Origin of the sequence: Streptomyces sp. NPDC002490 (genome assembly GCF_040296045.1) — a bacterium.
In the GTDB taxonomy this organism is placed as follows: Bacteria; Actinomycetota; Actinomycetes; order Streptomycetales; family Streptomycetaceae; genus Streptomyces.
Map to the genome: position 1 here is coordinate 152,608 of NZ_JBEOWM010000003.1, position 17,215 is coordinate 169,822.

The 17,215-nt window shown below is 73.9% G+C and carries 18 protein-coding genes; 9 read left to right on the forward strand and 9 right to left on the reverse strand.

From position 1 onward, the window contains the following. Positions 1–216 precede the first annotated feature (216 nt). On the forward strand, positions 217–1,110 hold the full coding sequence (locus ABT092_RS03090; protein WP_351239132.1) for a helix-turn-helix domain-containing protein: 894 nt from the start codon (positions 217–219) through the stop codon (positions 1,108–1,110). A 34-nt stretch (positions 1,111–1,144) separates the two neighbouring features. Next, positions 1,145–1,420 (forward strand): DUF397 domain-containing protein, encoded by a 276-nt coding sequence (locus tag ABT092_RS03095; protein WP_351239134.1) that lies wholly within the window; start codon positions 1,145–1,147, stop codon positions 1,418–1,420. Positions 1,421–1,609: 189 nt separating this feature from the next. Here ABT092_RS03095 and ABT092_RS03100 read toward each other — a convergent pair whose 3' ends face one another. Then, positions 1,610–2,599 (reverse strand): GlxA family transcriptional regulator, encoded by a 990-nt coding sequence (locus ABT092_RS03100; RefSeq protein ID WP_351239136.1) that lies wholly within the window; start codon positions 2,597–2,599, stop codon positions 1,610–1,612. Between the two features lie 185 nt (positions 2,600–2,784). Between ABT092_RS03100 and ABT092_RS03105 the strand changes: the two genes are divergently transcribed. Beyond that, positions 2,785–4,233, forward strand: coding sequence for an erythromycin esterase family protein (locus ABT092_RS03105; RefSeq protein WP_351239137.1), 1,449 nt, complete (start codon positions 2,785–2,787; stop codon positions 4,231–4,233). 69 nt (positions 4,234–4,302) lie between these two features. Here ABT092_RS03105 and ABT092_RS03110 read toward each other — a convergent pair whose 3' ends face one another. Further along, positions 4,303–5,562 (reverse strand): esterase/lipase family protein, encoded by a 1,260-nt coding sequence (locus ABT092_RS03110; protein WP_351239138.1) that lies wholly within the window; start codon positions 5,560–5,562, stop codon positions 4,303–4,305. 294 nt (positions 5,563–5,856) lie between these two features. Between ABT092_RS03110 and ABT092_RS03115 the strand changes: the two genes are divergently transcribed. Then, the gene (locus ABT092_RS03115) at positions 5,857–6,630 is read left to right on the forward strand and encodes a vWA domain-containing protein (RefSeq protein WP_351239139.1); all 774 of its coding nucleotides are present in this window, start codon (positions 5,857–5,859) and stop codon (positions 6,628–6,630) included. Positions 6,631–6,674: 44 nt separating this feature from the next. Here the strand turns inward: ABT092_RS03115 and ABT092_RS03120 are convergent, their stop codons facing one another. From ABT092_RS03120 to ABT092_RS03140, 5 genes are all read right to left on the reverse strand, one after another. Next, on the reverse strand, positions 6,675–7,232 hold the full coding sequence (locus tag ABT092_RS03120; RefSeq protein WP_351239140.1) for a dihydrofolate reductase family protein: 558 nt from the start codon (positions 7,230–7,232) through the stop codon (positions 6,675–6,677). Between the two features lie 109 nt (positions 7,233–7,341). Beyond that, the gene (cobM, locus tag ABT092_RS03125) at positions 7,342–8,091 is read right to left on the reverse strand and encodes a precorrin-4 C(11)-methyltransferase (RefSeq protein ID WP_351239141.1); all 750 of its coding nucleotides are present in this window, start codon (positions 8,089–8,091) and stop codon (positions 7,342–7,344) included. Next, on the reverse strand, positions 8,088–9,386 hold the full coding sequence (cbiE, locus tag ABT092_RS03130) for a precorrin-6y C5,15-methyltransferase (decarboxylating) subunit CbiE (RefSeq protein ID WP_502968378.1): 1,299 nt from the start codon (positions 9,384–9,386) through the stop codon (positions 8,088–8,090). Before cbiE ends, cobM begins: the two co-directional genes overlap by 4 nt. A gap of 206 nt (positions 9,387–9,592) precedes the next feature. Continuing rightward, complete coding sequence (locus tag ABT092_RS03135) at positions 9,593–10,060, reverse strand: NUDIX hydrolase (RefSeq protein ID WP_351239142.1); 468 nt, start codon at positions 10,058–10,060, stop codon at positions 9,593–9,595. Further along, positions 10,057–10,431 carry an ArsR/SmtB family transcription factor gene (locus ABT092_RS03140; RefSeq protein WP_351239143.1) on the reverse strand — a complete coding sequence of 125 codons (375 nt, stop codon included), beginning with the start codon at positions 10,429–10,431 and terminating at the stop codon, positions 10,057–10,059. The genes ABT092_RS03135 and ABT092_RS03140 overlap by 4 nt, the downstream gene beginning before the upstream one ends. 183 nt (positions 10,432–10,614) lie before the next feature. Here ABT092_RS03140 and ABT092_RS03145 point away from each other — a divergent pair, with 183 nt between their 5' ends. The 3 genes from ABT092_RS03145 (at position 10,615) to ABT092_RS03155 (ending at position 13,702) form a co-directional block, all read left to right on the forward strand. Beyond that, positions 10,615–11,382: an alpha/beta fold hydrolase gene (locus ABT092_RS03145; RefSeq protein WP_351239144.1), complete on the forward strand. Its 768-nt coding sequence runs from the start codon at positions 10,615–10,617 to the stop codon at positions 11,380–11,382. A gap of 92 nt (positions 11,383–11,474) precedes the next feature. Further along, entirely contained in the window at positions 11,475–12,545 is a 1,071-nt protein-coding gene (locus ABT092_RS03150; protein WP_351239145.1) for an alkene reductase, read from the forward strand. Between the two features lie 254 nt (positions 12,546–12,799). After that, a complete protein-coding gene (locus tag ABT092_RS03155; RefSeq protein WP_351239146.1) occupies positions 12,800–13,702 on the forward strand; it encodes a hypothetical protein in 903 nt (300 codons plus the stop codon). A 95-nt stretch (positions 13,703–13,797) separates the two neighbouring features. Here the strand turns inward: ABT092_RS03155 and ABT092_RS03160 are convergent, their stop codons facing one another. After that, the gene (locus ABT092_RS03160) at positions 13,798–14,748 is read right to left on the reverse strand and encodes a helix-turn-helix transcriptional regulator (protein ID WP_351239148.1); all 951 of its coding nucleotides are present in this window, start codon (positions 14,746–14,748) and stop codon (positions 13,798–13,800) included. 70 nt (positions 14,749–14,818) lie between these two features. On the opposite strand from ABT092_RS03160, the gene ABT092_RS03165 reads away from it, so the two are divergent. Further along, complete coding sequence (locus tag ABT092_RS03165; protein ID WP_351239150.1) at positions 14,819–15,193, forward strand: VOC family protein; 375 nt, start codon at positions 14,819–14,821, stop codon at positions 15,191–15,193. 61 nt (positions 15,194–15,254) lie between these two features. On the opposite strand, the gene ABT092_RS03170 is transcribed toward ABT092_RS03165, so the two are convergent. Next, complete coding sequence (locus ABT092_RS03170; RefSeq protein ID WP_351239152.1) at positions 15,255–16,409, reverse strand: cobalt-precorrin-5B (C(1))-methyltransferase; 1,155 nt, start codon at positions 16,407–16,409, stop codon at positions 15,255–15,257. Positions 16,410–16,426: 17 nt separating this feature from the next. Here ABT092_RS03170 and ABT092_RS03175 point away from each other — a divergent pair, with 17 nt between their 5' ends. Further along, complete coding sequence (locus tag ABT092_RS03175; protein WP_351239154.1) at positions 16,427–17,185, forward strand: cobalt-precorrin-6A reductase; 759 nt, start codon at positions 16,427–16,429, stop codon at positions 17,183–17,185. Positions 17,186–17,215: the final 30 nt, after the last annotated feature.

Sequence of the window (17,215 nt, forward strand, 5' to 3'; positions counted from 1 at the left end):
TGGAAGGGCCCAACCGGGACGCTTTGCGCTCGTCCACCAACTAGCCTGGTGTGCCGCTGGTTTGGTTCGCAACCGTGCCACCGGTGATTAACCAGCACGGGTGTCGAAATGGACTATGCGCCCGTGTGCTCAGGGAACCCGGCCGACCGCGCAGGGGTGCGATCGACCGTCGCGGGGCGATACTGGACCCGCACGAAGCTCACAGGAGGGTGCACGGTGGGAGCCAAACGAGGGGCGTCCGGACGACGTCTCGAATTGGGCATTCAGCTGAGGCAGTTGAGGGAGAACTGCCCGGGGGTCGAACGGGTCGGCGCCAAGGGCATGACCCGGCGCGAGGCGGTCCGGGGGCTCCCCGACCTGTCCGAGGCGACCCTCGCCCGGATCGAGAAGGGCGAACTCAACTTCCGTCGCAACGTGGGCAACCTCCGTACCCTCCTGAAGCGGTACGGGGTCACCGACCAGGACCTGGTGGACGAACTGGTCGAGCTGAACCGCGAGACCCCCAACGAGGACTGGCTGACCGGCTACCGCAGCTTCATGCCGCCCGGCATGCCGCACTTCGTCGGTCTGGAGGCGGAGGCGGTGGCCATCACGGCGTACCACCCGACCGTGGTGTACAGCGTTCTCCAGACCCCGGCCTATGCCAAGGCGCTGTACGAGACGGGTCGCCCGGTGGAGGACACCACCGCCGAGTTCGTCCGGCGGAACGTCGAGCTCCGGATGGAGCGCAAGCGACGCGTGCTGGAGCGGGAGGAGCCGATCCGGCTCCGGGTCATCCTGGGGGAGGCAGCGCTGCGCGTTCCGGTCGGGGACGACGAGGTGATGCGCGAGCAGTACGAGGAGATCGTCCAGCTCGCGGGGCTGGACCAGGTCTCAGTCCAGGTGCTGCCCTTCCGCCGCGGGTACCGCTCCCACCACGACTTCGCGATCCTGCGCTTGGGCGGTGGCCTGCCCACCCGGGTGCAGACGGACAACGCCTGGGGCGCGATGTCCTCCTCGGACAAGCCTCGTGAGATCGAACGCTTCACCCGGCGGTTCGACGCGATGGTTGGTCTCGCCCTCGGGGTGGAGGACACCATCACCTTCGTCAAGGAACTAGCGAGAAGGTAGCGGAGCCATTACTACATATCTGTCGGCCACCGAGGTGGCCCCTGAATCGGCCTGGTTCAAGTCCTCTTACTCCGGCGGCACCGGCAACAGTTGTGTGGAGGTGGCCGCCCTCTTCGCCCCCGAGGGCAACTGGTTCAAGTCCTCCCACTCCGGTGACACCGGCAACAACTGCGTGGAGGTGGCGGTGGTGCACCCCCGGGTGGGGGTGCGGGACTCGAAGGCCAAGCGGGGGCCCGCGCTGGTGGTCGGCGCGGGGACCTGGGCGGCGTTCGTGGGGTACGCGGCGGGGGAGGGGCGCACGACCGGTTGACGTGACGTGGTGGGGTGGCGGGCGCTCGGCCGGGGTGTGTCCCGGTCGGGCGCCCGTCCCGTTGGGGCGTCGCCCGGGGGCGGTGGGCCGGCGGGCGGCGGGCCGGCGCGGCTGGTGAAGGGGCGTGCCGCCAGTGGTCCGCCTTCGCGGTTCTGGCGCCGGCGATCGTCAATCTGCCGGTGGAGACGGTCAGTCGGGCTCCTCCGGTGGCGGGGGTACGACCGTGGCGACCGCCCGGCGGAAGGCGGCCCGGTAGGCGCGGGGGCCGGTGCCGGTGAGGCGGTGGAAGTGGTGGCGGAGGTTGGCGGGGGAGCCGAAGCCGGTGCGGGCGGCGATCTGCTCGACGGGGGTGTTGGTGTTCTCCAGGAGGAGTTGGGCCTGGTGGAGGCGGGCGCGCAGCAGGTAGCGCAGCGGGGGCAGGCCGGTCTGGGCGCGGCAGCGGCGGGTGAGGGTGCTGACGCTGATCTTGGCGTGGGCGGCCAGGTCGGCGAGGGCCAGCGGGCGGTGGAGGTTGGCCTCCAGCCAGCGCAGGGTGGGGGTGAGGTCGCTGTGCCGGGCGAGGTCCCGTTCCCGTTCCGTCTCGTCCGCGATGACCTGTTCGTTGACGGGGAGGACGAGTTGGCGCATGGCCTGGGCGGCGATCCGCACCCCGTGGTCCGCGGTGACCAGCTCCACGCACAGGTCGATCCCGCCGAACAGGCCGGGCGCGGTGTGGAACGGCGGGTCGGCGACGGTGGGGTCGCCCACCGGTACGACGGTGGTGCGCGGATGGCGGCGGGCGAGCTCGTCGAGGTGTGGCCAGGAGGTGGTGGCGCGGCGGCCGTCGAGGAGGCCGGCGGCGGCCAGGGTGAAGGTGCCGGTGCCGACGGCCGTCATGCGGCAGCCCCGGGCAGCGGCGGCCCGCAGGGCGTCGGTGACCCGGGGCGGCGGTGGCGCCAGGTGGTCGCCGGGGCTGGTGACGAGGACGGTGCCGGCCCCGTCCGCCAGGGCCGACGGGCCCCAGGGCGTGGTGAGGGTGAGGGTCGGGTCGGCGGTGGTGACGGTGCCGGTGGCGGAACAGGCCCGCACCTCGTAGCGGGCTCGGCCCCCGGCGCGGGTTGCGGCACCGAAGACGGCACCGGGAACGCCGAGTTGGTGTCCCGGGACGCCGTCCGCGAGGAGGACCGTGACCACGTGCATGAGCAGAACTTAGCGGTTGCTGAGGCGGGTGCGTCTTCTTCGCGGGTACGGCGGACGGTCACGATGAGGGGGCGGCGGCCGCCGGAGCGAGGGGACACCGGGGTCGAGCCGTCCAACTGCCTTCGTCTGCCGGGCCGATGACGCCCGTCGAGCGAATCGACACCCACCCACGAGGAGATGCCGCCGTGCGCACCCGTACGCCCTCCGTCCGCCCGATGCGTCCCGTACGCGGGGATTCCGTTCGGTCCTTCCCCCGGCTCGCCGCCGTCCTGCTCGCCGCCGCGACCGTGTCGAGCGTGCTGACCGGCCCCGTCGTCGCCGCGACCGGGGCGCAGCCCGTCCCCGCCGCCCACCCGATCGCCGCGGGAGCGGGCGAGGAACGGGCGGTGGTCGCCGCCCTGGAGCGCCGCGCCCATCCGCTGACGACCGCCGAACCCGACGCCCTGGCAGGGGACTTGGCGCACCTGGTGCGGATGGTCGGCAAGGCCGACATCGTCGGGGTCGGGGAGGCCACCCACGGGTCGAAGGAACTGTTCCAGCTCAAGGACCGGATCTTCCGGCAGCTGGTCGCCGCCCGGGGGTTCCGGGCCTTCGCCCTGGAGACCTCCTGGTCCTCGGGGGTCCTCCTGGACCGCTACGTGCGCACCGGGGAGGGCGATCTGCGCCGGATCATGCGCGAGGAGTTCCAGGGGAGCTACGCGGACTGGAACAACGCCGAGTTCCTGCGCCTCTTCGCCTGGATGCGCGACCACAACCGCACCGTGGCGCCGGACCGCAGGCTCCGGGTGGTGGGCAACGACGTGAACGACGTCAACCACGCCCAGTACGCTCGGGTGCTGGCCTGGGCGGATGCCCAACGACCGGCTCTGGGCGTCGAGTTGCGCCGACTGTACGCATCCTTGCTGGCGCTGCCCCGGGGGATGGGCGAGCGGGTCGAGGCCCTGGCCGCCAAGCCCGTCACCGCACTGGAGACGATCGCCCGGGACGCCCGGGCCGCGCACGCCCTGCTGGAACGGGAACCCGGGGCGGACCCGTGGACCCTCCAGGAGGCGAGGGTCATCGCGGACACGGCGACGGTGTACGCACTGGGTGCCGGCGACCCCGACCCGGCGCGGCAGGCCCGGGCCAATCTCCACCGGGACCGGGCGATGGCCGCACACACGGTGTGGTGGCAGCGGTGGACCGGCGACCGGATCGTGGTCTCCGCGCACAACGCGCACCTCGGCCACCGCACCCCGTACCGGGACACCCACCCCCGCGTCCAGGGCGAGTTCCTGCGGGAGGCGGTGGGCGAGCGGTACCTGGCCGTGGCGACCTCCGTCCACCAGGCCCGCTACCGCGCCTTCGACGTGAACGCCCTCCGCTTCGGCGTCTTCTCCACCGGCCCGGCCGCGCCCGGCAGCAACGAGCACCTGCTCGACCGGGTGCGCCACCGCGACTACTACGTGGACCTCCGCCGCGTCCGGCGGGACGGCGCCGCGGGCGCCTGGCTGGACACCGCCCGGCCCATGTTCGTGGTGCCCTCCGGGTACTCGGGCGATCCGGCGGACGTGCTGCGGGACGTGGCCCTCGGGCGGACCTTCGACGTGCTGGTCCACTTCCGGCAGGTCGCGGAGTACGGCGAGGTGGGCTGAGCGGGCGCCCGGGGCGGGCGGGCCGAACGGGCGCCCGGGGCCGTGGTCCGGCCCCGGGCGTACCGGGCGTCAGCTGCTGCTGACGATCTCGTTCACGATCCAGGCGCCGAGTTCCTCGGTCATGCGGGTGTGGCCCTCGTTGCGGCTGGCGCACAGGAAGGCGTCGAGCGCGCTCCGGTCCGGCGCGATCGGCTGGTACAGCGCCTCCTGGCCGTTGATGTCACCGGCGGCGACGGCGCTGATGCTGGGGATGAAACAGGAGGTGGCGATGCGGTCCGCGTCCACCTCGTTGCCGAGGAGGGTCATGAGGAGCGCGGCCAGGCCGAAGTTGCCGGGGTCGCCCTCCGGGGAGGGGGCGCTGAACAGGCCGCCGGGGGCCCCGTCGACCTCGGGCAGTCCGTTGGTCCGGACGAGGACGGGCTCCTCGCCGGCCTTCTGGAGCCGGGCGACCTCCTGGTCGCCCCGGGCCTGGGTCTTGAGCCAGGTGTCCAGCAGGGTCCGGCCGTTGCCCCGGACGGCGGTCGCACCGGGCGCGACCCCGTTGCCGGTTCCGGTGTCCACGCCGCTGGCGACACCGATCTTGCGGACGGCGCGCGGCCATCCGCCGAGCTCTTCGAGTGCCTGGAGGAACGCCACCCGCTCCGGCGCCGCCTCCGCGGTGTCGTCGACCTTCTGGAGGTGCCAACGTGCCATCTGCTTCGCGGCGGGGCTGTTGAGCAGGGCGGAGAACTGGCGCAGTACGGGGCCCGCGACGGGGTCGTCGCCGAACTTGTCCGTCGCGAAGTGGGCGAAGCCCTGGATGGAGACGGGGAACCAGGCGCCCTCGTGCGGGGTGTCGTAGGAGAGGTGGAGGGAGGTCTCGTGGTCGGGCAGGCCCGGGTCCTGCTCCATCTTGGCCAGCGCGTAGCGGGTGACCAGCCCGCCCATGCTGAACCCGCCCACCACCAGCTTCGACCGGCCCACCCGCTCGGACAGGGCGCGGCGGATGCAGTCGATGACGGTGTCGGCGTTGTCCGTGATCGACGCCGTGCGGTCGTCGTAGCCGAGGACGATCACGTCCCGGCCGGTCGCGTGGAGTTCGGAGATGAAGCGGAATTCCCCGTTCTCCTCCAGGCCGTTCCAGAGCTGGTCGAGGTTGCTCGACCCGCCGGAGAACCCGTCGGAGAGGATGACCGGCCGGACGAGCTGCCGGCGGTTGAGCGGGCTGTAGAAGACCCAGGCCGTGCCACCGGCGAGCGACCACTCCTCGTGCGGCTCAGGCGCGGAGGGGTAGGAGGCAGGGGCCCCGGGGGAGATCGGTCCCCAGATGTCAACGACGGTGTTGGGCATGGAAGTTGTCTCCTCGTACGGGTTCGCCGGCTCGCCGGGAGGGCGACGTCAAGCGGCACCCTAGGGAGCCGGAGCCCGTCGGCGGGAGTGGTACCGGGGAGGGTTCACACCATGGTGGCGATCTTGCCGGGTGAGGGTGTCGACGGTCGGTGGCACGGGCACGATGTTGGCCCGGTCGACGCGGACCGGGAGGTCGTCCCGGCCGGGCGGCCCGGGCGGCCGTCCCCCGGGAACGGGACAACGGTTGGGTAAACGGCCTTCGGAACAAGCCCTGTTGGTGAACCATTCCGCCGTATGGCCATCGATTACCGCAAGCGCCCCCGTATCGACTACCGGAAGGGGGCCGCGGGCACCGCCGGGGTCAGCCTGGAGAAGGTCGCCACCATGGCCCCCGCCCTGGTCGGCGTCTACGAGACGGCTGCGGTCTCCCTGGTCAAGAACCGGGTCGGCAGTGGCCAGCGCGCCGCCGTGTACCTGGTGCTGGACCGCTCGGGGAGCATGCGCCCGCTCTACCGCGACGGTTCCGTCCAGCACCTGGCGGAGCGCACCCTCGCCCTGGCGGCGAACCTCGACGACGACGGGGTGGTGCCGGTGGTCTTCTTCTCCACGGACGTCGACGGCACGGCTGAGATCAGCCTCGACGCCTACCGGGACCGGATCTCACCCCTGCACGCCTCGATGGGACACATGGGGCGCACCAACTACCACGTCGCCATGCAGGCGGTCATCGACCACCACCGGGATTCGGGGGCGGGGGCCCCGGCCTTCGTGGTCTTCCAGACGGACGGCTCGCCGTCCTCCAAGGCGGCGGCCGAGCACGTCCTGTGCACCTCCGCGAAGCTGCCGGTCTTCTGGCAGTTCGTCGGCTTCGGCGAGGACGAGTTCCGGTTCCTGCGCAGGCTCGACGAACTCCCCGTGCCGTCCCGCAGGATCGTGGACAACGCGGGGTTCTTCGCGGCCGGCCCGGCGCCGAAGAGCCTCTCCGACGCGGACCTCTACGACCGGCTGTTGGCCGAGTTCCCCCGGTGGTTGGTCGCGGCGCGCCGGGCGGGGATCGTCGCGGACTGACCCGGCGGGAGGTCCGGAACCCGCCCGGACCGGAGGGGCGCCGCTCAGCGCGCCACCCGGTAGCGGAGGTAGACGACCTGCGGACCGACGGCGCGGGTCTCCACGAGGTCCAGGTCCACCCGACGCTCCTCGTGCGGGAAGAACGGGGTGCCTCCGCCGACCAGCACCGGGTAGACCCTGATCCGGTACTCGTCGATCAGGTCCGCGGCCGCGGCGGCGAGGGTCGCGCCGCCGATCGCGATGTCGCCCTCCCCGGGTTCGGCCCGCAACCGCTCGATCTCCTCCGCCACGCTGCCGGTGGCCAGCCGGGCGTTGCCCCGCACCGCCGGCAGCGTGGTGGAGAACACCACCTTCGGCAGCGGGTTCCAGAGCGCGGTCCACTCGCGCTCCGTCGGGTCCGAGGAGTGCACCCGGTCGTCGTCCTCCCAGTACAGCATCGACTCGTACAGCCGCCGACCCAACAGGTGGACGCCCACCCCGCGGGTCTCGTCGACGGCGAGGCGGAAGGCCTCGGCGTCGGGCGCCGTCCACTGGAAGCCGCCGTCCGGCCCGACGACGTAGCCGTCGAGGGAGACGCTCATCGAATAGGTCACGTCGCGCATGGGGAACCCTCCTCGGTGCGGGTTCGACCGTACGGCCGCGGGGCGCCGCCGGACCCGTCGCCACGCGCCGCGTCCGGGGGCGGGTCACCTCGCCGACGCACCGCCGGGCTCAGCAGGCCGAACGGTCCCGGTCCGCGGAGTAGAGGTAGCTGTCCGGGAACTGCTCGGCGCCCAGGGTGCGCCCCACGATGATCACCGCGGTGCGCAGCACGCCCGCCGCGCGGACCTGCTCGGCGATGCCGGACAGCGGCCCGCGCAGCACCACCTCCTCCGGGCGGCTGGCGTAGGCCACGACCGCGGCGGGGCAGTCCGCGCCGTAGTGGGGGAGGAGTTCCGCGACCACCCGGTCCGCGTACCGGGCCGCGAGGTGCACCACCAGCAGTGCACCGCTGCGGCCGAGCGTCGCCAGGTCCTCGCCGGGCGGCATGGGGGTGGCCCGCTGAGCGATGCGGGTCAGCACCACGGTCTGGCCCACCGTCGGCACCGTCAACTCCCGTCCCAGCGCCGCCGCGGCGGCGGCGAACGCGGGCACCCCCGGCACCATCTCGTACGGCACGCCCGCCGCGTCCAGCCGCCGCATCTGCTCGGCGACCGCGCTGAACACGGACGGGTCGCCGGAGTGCAGCCGCGCCACGTCCCGGCCGTCGGCGTGCGCCCGCACCAGTTCCCCGGTGATCTCGTCCAGGGTCAGGTCGGCGGTGTCGACCAGCCGGGCCTGCGGCGGGCACTCGGCCAGCAGTTCCCGGGGCACCAGGCTGCCCGCGTACAGGCACACGCCGCAGGAGCCCAGCAGCCGGGCGCCCCGCACGGTGATCAGGTCGGCGGCCCCGGGGCCCGCGCCGATGAAGTACACGGTCATGCGCCGTCTCCCTTGTCGTGTGGTGCCTGCTGCGTCTGTCGGGCCGGGGGTTTGCGCACCGCCCACTGGGTGACGGGCATCGCCTGACGCCAGCCGGTGAACCGGCCCACTGGCACCGCGTGCGCCACGGCCAACCGGACGAGGTCGCCGCCGTACCGTTGGCGGGCCTCGACGAGCAGCGCCTCGGACTCCAGGGTCACCGTGTTGGCGACCAGCCGTCCGCCCGGCCCGAGCGCCTGCCAGCAGCGGTCCAGCAGCCCGGCGGAGGTGAGGCCGCCGCCGATGAACACCGCGTCCGGCGCCGGCAGCCCGTCCAGTGCGGCGGGTGCCGCGCCGGTCACCACGCGCAGGCCGGGCACGCCCAGGGTCCGCGCGTTGCGGGCGATGCGTGCGGCACGCTCCGGGTCCCGTTCCACGCTCACCGCCCGGCAGGCCGGGTGGGCGCGCAGCCACTCGATCGCCAGGGACCCCGACCCCCCGCCCACGTCCCACAGCAGTTCGCCGGGCTCGGGCGCGAGGACGGCGAGGGTCGCGGCCCGCACGTGGCGCTTGGTGAGTTGCCCGTCGTGCGCGTAGGCGTCGTCGGGCAGCCCGGGCACGGTGCCCAAGGGCACGGCGTCCGGCGCCCGCTCGCACTCCACGGCCACGACGTTCAGTGCGGCGCCGGGCGGTCGCGCCCAGCTCTCGGCCCGCTCCCCGTCGGTCAGGTGCTCGTCGGGGGCGCCGAGCCGTTCCAGCACCCGCACCGTGCTCGGCCCGAAGCCGCGGTCCCGCAGCAGCGCGGCCACGGCCGCCGGCCCGTCCGCACCGGCGCTCAGCACCAGCACCCGGCGCCCCGGGTGCAGCACCGCGGCGAGCCGCTCCACGGGCCGCCCCACCGCGCTGACCACGTCGGTGTCCTCGACCGGCCAGCCCAGCCGGGCGCAGGCCAGCGAGACGGAGGACGGATGCGGGTGGACGTCCAGCCCGGTCGGGCCGACCGACTCGACGAGGGCCCGGCCGATGCCGTGGAACATGGGGTCACCGCTGGCCAGCACCGCGAGGCGGCGCCCGGCGTGGGCGGCGAGCAGCCCGGGCACCGCGGGCCGCAACGGGGACGGCCAGGGCACCCGCGCGCCCGTGCACTCGGCCGCCGGCAACAGGTCGAGCTGGCGCGGCGCACCGAGGACCACCTCGGCGGCGCGCAGCACCGTCCGGGCCGCCTCGGGCAGGCCCGGCCAACCGTCCGCACCGATGCCGACCAGGGCCACGGGGGACGTGGGGGGCACGGGGGCGGTGGGGTCGGAGGGTCCCACGGGGTGGGGGCGGGGGGCTTCGGACGTCACCGCCGCACTGTATCCGTCGGGTCGCGGGGGCTTCGGGGGTGGTCAGCGGGGCGGGCCGCGTGCGACGACGGGCCGGCCGTCTCCGTACCGCTCCCCGGGGCGGAGCGGACGGGGCGCGTCGACCCGCCGGTACGGGCACGCATCCGGTCGACCGGCCCCGGTCTCCGTCGGCCGGATCAGTGCTGGACCAGGCCGCCGACCGGGACGGGCGGGACGTGGCCGGTCGTCGGCAGCGTCCGCGCCAGGGCGAGGCCGACGTCGACCAGCGACGACCGGCACACGTCGGCGACCTCGGAGAACGGGGTCCACGCGGCTTCGGTGACAGCGCCGTTCGGCTCCGGCCGGAACCGGCCGCCGGTGATGCGGACCCGGTAGAAGACGCCGACGTTCTGGTGCAGGGCCCCCGCCCTCGCCTCGGCCGCGGGGATCAGCCGCGAGTCCACGCCCAACAGTCGCTCCACCGCCGCGGTGCAGCCGGTCTCCTCGGCCACCTCCCGGACCACCGCGTCGAAGGGGTCCTCCCCGTGTTCGACCCGGCCGCCCGGCAGGGTCCACACGCTCCCGCCCCCCGGCTGCACGCACCGGACGAGCAGCACCCGTCCGTCCTCGATGCACACGGCGTACGCCGCCAGTCGGAAGCTCATCCCGGCGTGCCGTCGGTGTCACGGGGAGACGGTGCCGCCGGCGTCCGGTCCGCCGCCCGGAGGACGGCGGCGAGGAGGCCGGGGAAGCGGGCTTCGAGGTCGTCGACGCGGAGTTCGCTGAGGCGCGCGGTGCCCTCGTAACGCTGTCTGATGACGCCCGCCTCCCGCAGGACCCGGAAGTGGTGGGTGGTGGTCGCCTTGGAGACGGGCAGTTCGAGGGCCGCGCAGGCCATCGGGAGTTCGCTGCGGTCGAGACGGCGCACCACCTGGAGCCGCATGGGGTCGGCGAGCGCGTGCAGGACGCCGGTGAGGACGAGTTCCTCGCGTGCGGGATGCGCAATGGCTCGCGCACGGGCACCTCGGTCGGTCACGGTCCGGCTCCTCTCCCTCGCTTCCCCGCCATGATACGACGCCTCTCGTAGTACGAAGAATCTCATAGTACGATGCATTGCGTACCACGGTCGGTGGCGGGGCGGTCGTGTGCCTGGTGCCCACGAGTGCGTCGACCACGCGAACGACCGGATGAGGACGCGTACCGACGGAGGTAGGACAACATGATCGAGTGCGAAGTCCGGGGCAGCGGCGAACACCATGTCATCGCACTGCACGGATGGTTCGGGGACCGCACCTCGTGGTCTCCCCTGTGGCCCCATCTGAACGAGGACGAGTTCACCTACGCCTTCGTCGACCTCCGGGGCTTCGGCGCGTCCCGACACCTCTCGGGGGAGTACGACTTCGCCGAGGTGTCCCGGGACGTCCGGGCGGTCGCGGACCGCCTCGGCTGGGACGCCTTCTCCCTGATCGGCGCCTCCATGGGCGGAAAGGCCGCGCTCCGCACGCTCGCCGACACCCCCGACCGGGTCCGCGCCGTGGTCGGCATCGCGCCGATCGCCGCCTCCGCCGTCCCCCTGGAGGCGGACGCCCGCCGGTTCCTGGCGGATTCCACCCACGACCCCGGGGCCCGCCGGGCCATCATCGCGGGCGGCACCGGACGTCCCCTGTCCGGGCGCTGGCTCGACGCCATGACCGCGCGGTCGGTCGAGCGCTCGACGCCCGAGGCCTACGCCGGATACCTCGCCGCCTGGTCGGACGGTGACTTCCACGGCGAACTCGCCGGACTGAGCACCCCCTCGCTGGCCATCGCCGGTGGCCGCGACACCACCGCGCCCCCGGAGTACCTGGAAGCCACCTGGTCGCGGCACCTGACCGACGCACGGCTGGAGACCCTCTCCGACCACGGGCACTACCTGATCGACGAGGCACCCCTGACGGTCCTCTCCCTCGTCGAGGACTTCCTCGGGACCGTCGCCCCCGGCCGTTGACACCGACCGGCCCCCACCCGATCCACCGGCCTCCGCTGGCCCCTCGCCCACCGTCAGCGCCCACCGGCCCTCAACGAAAGGAACAAGCGCCCATGACCACGGCGTTCGACCCCATCGACCTCGGCGGAAGGCCCCTGGCCAACCGCATCGTCATGGCCCCCATGACCCGCAGCCGTGCCTACGGCCCGGGCGCCACCCCCACGCCGGCCATGGCGACCTACTACGCACAGCGAGCCACCGCCGGGCTGATCGTCACCGAGGGGGCCCAACCCTCGGCCACGGGCCAGGGCTACCCGGACACCCCCGGCCTCCACTCCCCGGAACAGGTCGAGGCGTGGAAGCCGGTCACCGACGCCGTGCACCGCCGCGGCGGCACCGTCTACGCGCAGCTGATGCACACCGGCCGCATCGGCCACCCGAGCCTGCGCCCGGACGGGTTGCCCCCGCTCGCACCCTCCCCGGTCGCCGCCCCGGGCACGCTCCACACCCACGCCGGACCCCAGACGTTCCCGGTTCCCAGAGAAATGACGGACAGTCAGATAAGAGAGACCGTGCAGGACTTCGCCTCCGCGGCCCGCAACGCCATCGCGGCCGGCTTCGACGGTGTCGAGATACACGGGGCCAACGGCTACCTCGTCCACCAGTTCCTGGCCGACAACACCAACCTGCGCACCGATGGATGGGGTGGCCCGGGCACCGCCCGGATCCGGTTCGCCGTCGAGGTCGCCGCCGCGGTGGCCTCCGCCGTCGGAGCACACCGGGTCGGCATCCGGCTGTCCCCCGGCAACACCTTCAACGACATCGCCGAGGCCGCCCCTCACGACGTCTACCCGGCGCTTACCGCCCGGCTCGGCACCCTCGGACTCGCCTACCTCCACCTCGTCGAGGGCGAAGACCCCGAACTGACCCGAGAGCTCCGCAAGGACTGGCCCGGAACGTTCGTCCTCAACCCCCACACCGGCTCCGCCCCCACCGGCCCCGAGGCGCTGTCCCTGATCGAGGACGGCGCCGCCGACATGATCTCCTACGGCGCCCTCTTCATCGCCAACCCCGACCTGCCCGCCAGGTTCGCCGCCGGAGGCCCCTACAACACGCCCGACCGCACCACCTTCTACGGCGGCACCGAACGCGGCTACACCGACTATCCGCGCCTCGGCACGTGATCCCGCCGGCTGCCGACCCGCCGACCGGCCGGAGCCCGGCCGGCGCTCCGTGCGCAAGGCGGACACGGGGCCGGTCCGCCTCCGGAACACGGCTGTTGCGCGGTAACGGGCGTGCCACAGCGGTGTCTTGAGGGAATCACCGGTGCGACCGGTCCGCTGCGGACGCCCTCTTCACGGTCAGAAGGGGGCGACGGGCCGGCACGGTCCGGTGGCCCGCTCCGTCCGCACCGCACACACACCGTTGGGGGAACCCCGTGCTGAACCGCCGTCTGCGCCGTACCGCCGTCACCGCCGCCGCGATCGGCACCGTGCTGCTGATGACCGCCTGCCAGAACGACTCGGGCGACGGGTCCACCGACAGGGGCGCGGGGGCTCCCGCCGCCACTCCCGCGGCGGAGAACGCGGCGAACGCCAAGAAGGGGACGGGCGTCAGCGGTTCGTTCACGAACGGCCGGGTCACCCTGCTCGCCCCGGGCAAGTACCTCGTGGCCGTCCCGGGCAGGACCGACCAGCAGTTCCTGGTGTCGAACGACACCGAGGTCTACGGCGCCGGAGTCGTCTGCGGGGACGCCGGCTCCAGGGTCGACGCGCCCTGCACGCTCGACCAGTTGGAAGCGGCCGCGAAGAAGGGCGCCGTGAACGCCGACGTGGAGATGCGGAACGGCATCGCGACCCTGGTGACCGAGCGGCGCCCCGCCCGGAAGGACACCGGCACCCCGGGCTCGGCCTCTTCGGGCTCCGGCACCCCTGGCTCCGGCACCTCGGGCTCCACCGGGAGCTCGGGCTCCGGCAGCTCCGGGTCCGGCTCGTCCTCCGGTTCCGGCTCGTCCTCCGGGTCCGGCTCCCGGGACACCGTGATCGAGGGGATCAACAAGGGCAAGGGCGTCAACGGAACCTGGTTCGGCAACGTCTCCTACCTGGCCCCCGGCAAGTACACCGTCTCCGACCTGAAGGGCGTCGAGCAGCAGTTCCTCCTCTCCGAGGAGACCATGATCTGGGGCTACGGCATCGTCTGCGGGGACAGCAACACCGGGGAGGGCGGCCAGGGCGGCACCCAGTGCTACGAAGCCGAACTGGAGAAGGCCGCCAAGAAGGGCTTCGGCGCCACGGTCGTCATCCGCAACGGCATCGCCACCACCATCACCGAGGACCACTGACCCGCCACCGGACCCGATGACGGCGGAGGCTCCCCGGGTCACCCCCCGGCCCGGGGACCACGCCGGCGCGCTGCCGTCCCCGGCCGCCGGCGCCGTCAGCGGTTGGCCGCCAGGAGCGAGCGGGCGTGCTGGTTCAGTGCCTGGCGCACCTCGTCCGGGGACAGCACGGTGAGCGGGGTGGCCAGGCCGAGGAGGTAGGTGGTGAGGCAGGCGGTGCTGTTGCCGCCGATCTCGACCACGGTGGCTTCGGGGCCGTCGGGGCGGTGGGTGCCGATGGTGGGGGGAACCACCCGCAGGGCCTGCTCCAGGGGGAGCGGGAGGCGGATCGTGGTGTACACGGGGTAGGTGACGCTCGCGATGCCCCGGGAGACCAGTGCCACGGCGTCGGGCGGATCGGTCAGGTCGGCCGGTTCGTCGGTGAGGCGCAGGCTCACCACCCGGTCGGCGCGGAAGGTGCGCCACTGCCGTTTGGCGACGTCCCGGGCGACCAGGTACCAGCGCAGGCCGGTGTGGACCAGGCGGTAGGGGTCCACGGTCCGCACGGAGGCGCGGCCGGCGTGGTCCCGGTAGGAGAGGGTGCCGCGCAGGGTGCTGCGGCAGGCCCGTGCCAGCTCCAGCAGCAGGAGCGGGTCGATCTGCGGTGCGCCGGTGCGGGGGGTGTGTTCGAGGGTCCCGTCCAGCGCGTTCAACTGCCCGGCCAGGTGTGCGGGCAGGCTCTGGCGGAGCTTGAGGAGCGCGGAGAGGGCGGCCTGTCCGGTCCCGAGGACCCCGTTGAGCGCGGCTTCCCGCAGGGCGACGGCGACGGCCAGGGCCTCCTCGTCGTCCAGGACCAGGGGTGGCGTCCGGGCGCCGGGGCCGAGCCGGTAGCCGCCCCAGGGGCCGGGCACGGAGTCGATCCCGTAGCCCAGCTCCCGCAGCCGGGCGATGTCCCGGCGGATGGTCCGGTCGGTGACGTCCATGCGTTCTGCCAGTTCGCGGCAGGTCCATTCGGGGCGCGCGGACAGCAGCGACACCAGGCGCAGCAGACGGGAAGAGGTCCTGATCACAGTTTCCGCAGTATGCCGGACGGGCAACCAGGACCGTTCCTGTCAGGGTCAGGGCCTACGGTCCGGTGCCATGAGCAACCCGAAGATCCGTCTGCTGTCCTTCGACCTCGACTGTCCCGACCCGGCCGAGCTGGCCCGTTTCTACGGCAGTGCGCTGGACCTGCCGGTGATCCACCGTAGTGACGACTACGTCCTGCTGGGGCGGGAGGGAGCCCCGGGGCTCGGTTTCCTCCGTCAGTCCGGCTTCCGCCCTCCCGTCTGGCCCGACCCCGCCCACAGCAAGCAGGCCCACCTGGAGTTGGGCGTCGAGGATCTGGACGCCGCTCAGGAGCGGATGCTCGCCCTGGGCGCCGTCCTGCCTGACTTCCAGCCGAACCCCGAGGCGTGGCGGGTGCTCCTGGACCCGGCGGGTCACCCCTTCTGCCTGGCGACGCACGGCATCTGAGCCGGTCCGTCCCCGCCGGCCCCCTGCGCTCAGCAGCCCCTCGCGGCCCGCGGGGCGACGGTCACGGGGCCGTCCCCGCCCGTCCCACGACCGCCCCGGCCCGGTCGATGCAGACCACGTCGACCCGGACCGGGGCGCCGCGCAGCACGGTCAGGGCCTCGCCCCGGGCGGCGGCGGCGACCAGGTCGCCGAGCGGCACCGCGGCGGCCTCGGCCAGGCGGAGGGCGCCGAGGCCGGTGTTGGCGGTGGCGATCGCTTCGGTGAGGGCGGGGTCGGCGCCGGTCTCGGCGGCGAGGGAGGCGAGGAACGACTTGTCCACCTGGGAGCGAGCCGAGTGCAAGTCCAGATGGCCCACGGCCAGTTTGGACAACTTGGCGAAGCCACCGCAGACGGTGAGCCGGTCGACGGGGTGACGGCGGAGGTACTTGAGGACCGCGCCGGCGAAGTCGCCCATGTCGAGCAGGGCGTCCTCGGGGAGTCCGTACAGCTCGGTGACGGTGCGCTCGGAGGTGGAGCCGGTGCAGGCGGCGACGTGGCTACGGCCGGCGGCCCGGGCCACGTCGATCCCGCGGCGGATGGAGTCGATCCAGGCGGAGCAGGAGTAGGGCACGACGATGCCGGTGGTGCCGAGGATGGACAGGCCGCCGAGGATGCCGAGCCGCGGGTTCCAGGTGGAGCGGGCGAGTTCCTCGCCGTGGTCGACGGAGAGGGTGACCTCGACGTCGCCGCCGGCGCCGTACCGCTCGGCGACCCGGGCCACGTGCTCGCGGATCATCTGCCGCGGGACCGGGTTGACCGCGGGTTCGCCGACCGGCAGCGGCAGCCCGGGGCGGGTGACGGTGCCGACGCCGGGGCCCGCCCGGAACACCACCCCGGCGCCCGGCTCCAGCAGCCGCACCGTGGACCGCACCAGCGCCCCGTGGGTGACGTCGGGGTCGTCGCCGGCGTCCTTCACCACCCCGGCCGTCGCCGTGCCGTCCGGGGCCCGCTCCTCCACGGCCAGGGCGAAGGACGGGGTCTGGCCGCGGGGCAGGGTGATCGTCACCGGGTCGGGGAAGTCGCCGCCGAGCAGTGCCGTGTACGCGGCGGTCGTGGCGGCCGTGGCGCAGGCGCCGGTCGTCCAGCCGGGGCGCAGACCGGTGTGCTTGAGTTGGGCTCCGCGCCCGCCGGCGACGCCTTCGCCCGCGGTGCCCGTGTCCGGGTGGTCAGTGGTCATGAGGGGAGTCCGGTTCCGTGCACGTGTTGATCCTGGGCGGGACGGCGGAGGCCCGCCGCCTCGCCGCCCTGCTCACCGGGGAGGACCGGAGCGCGGACGGGCTCCTGGTCACATCCTCGCTGGCCGGACGGGTCGCCGCGCCCCGGCTGCCGCCCGGGCGGGTGCGGATCGGCGGCTTCGGCGGTGCGGAGGGGCTCGCCGAGTGGCTGCGCGCCGAGCGGGTGGACGTGCTGGTGGACGCCACGCACCCGTTCGCCGGGCGGATGAGCTTCCACGCCGCCGCGGCGGCCGCCGCGACCGGGGTGCCGCTGGTGGCGCTGCGCCGAGGCGGGTGGCGGCCGGTGCCCGGCGACGACTGGCACCCCGTCGACTCGCTGGCCGCGGCCGCAGCCCTGCTGCCCGGCCTCGGCGAGCGGGTGTTCCTCACCACCGGCCGGATGGGCCTGGCCGCGTTCACGGGCACCCCGGAACTGGACCGGCTCTGGTTCCTGGTGCGCTCGGTCGACCCGCCCGAGCCGCCCGTTCCGCCGCGCTGCGAGGTGCTGCTGGACCGGGGCCCGTTCACCCTGGACGGGGAGCGCGGACTCCTCGCCGCGCACCGCGTCGACGTCCTGGTCACCAAGGACAGCGGCGGGCCCGCCACCGCGCCCAAGCTGACCGCGGCCCGCGAGGCGGGGGTGCCCGTGGTGATCGTGCGCCGCCCGCCGGTGCCCGCGGGCGTGCCGCTGGTGACGGGGCCGGAGGAGGCCGCCCGCTGGGTGCGCGGACGGCGCTGAACCGCGGCCGGCCGCGGGCCCGGCCCCGTA

Coding starts and splice junctions, on each gene's coding strand:
- ABT092_RS03145 (WP_351239144.1), top strand. CDS start 10,615: ATGATCGAGTGCGAAGTCCGGGGCAGCGGCGAACACCATGTCATCGCA.
- cobM (WP_351239141.1), bottom strand. CDS start 8,091: ATGACCGTGTACTTCATCGGCGCGGGCCCCGGGGCCGCCGACCTGATC.
- ABT092_RS03110 (WP_351239138.1), bottom strand. CDS start 5,562: ATGCCCAACACCGTCGTTGACATCTGGGGACCGATCTCCCCCGGGGCC.
- ABT092_RS03135 (WP_351239142.1), bottom strand. CDS start 10,060: ATGAGCTTCCGACTGGCGGCGTACGCCGTGTGCATCGAGGACGGACGG.
- ABT092_RS03115 (WP_351239139.1), top strand. CDS start 5,857: ATGGCCATCGATTACCGCAAGCGCCCCCGTATCGACTACCGGAAGGGG.
- ABT092_RS03100 (WP_351239136.1), bottom strand. CDS start 2,599: ATGCACGTGGTCACGGTCCTCCTCGCGGACGGCGTCCCGGGACACCAA.
- ABT092_RS03150 (WP_351239145.1), top strand. CDS start 11,475: ATGACCACGGCGTTCGACCCCATCGACCTCGGCGGAAGGCCCCTGGCC.
- ABT092_RS03120 (WP_351239140.1), bottom strand. CDS start 7,232: ATGCGCGACGTGACCTATTCGATGAGCGTCTCCCTCGACGGCTACGTC.
- ABT092_RS03165 (WP_351239150.1), top strand. CDS start 14,819: ATGAGCAACCCGAAGATCCGTCTGCTGTCCTTCGACCTCGACTGTCCC.
- ABT092_RS03170 (WP_351239152.1), bottom strand. CDS start 16,409: ATGACCACTGACCACCCGGACACGGGCACCGCGGGCGAAGGCGTCGCC.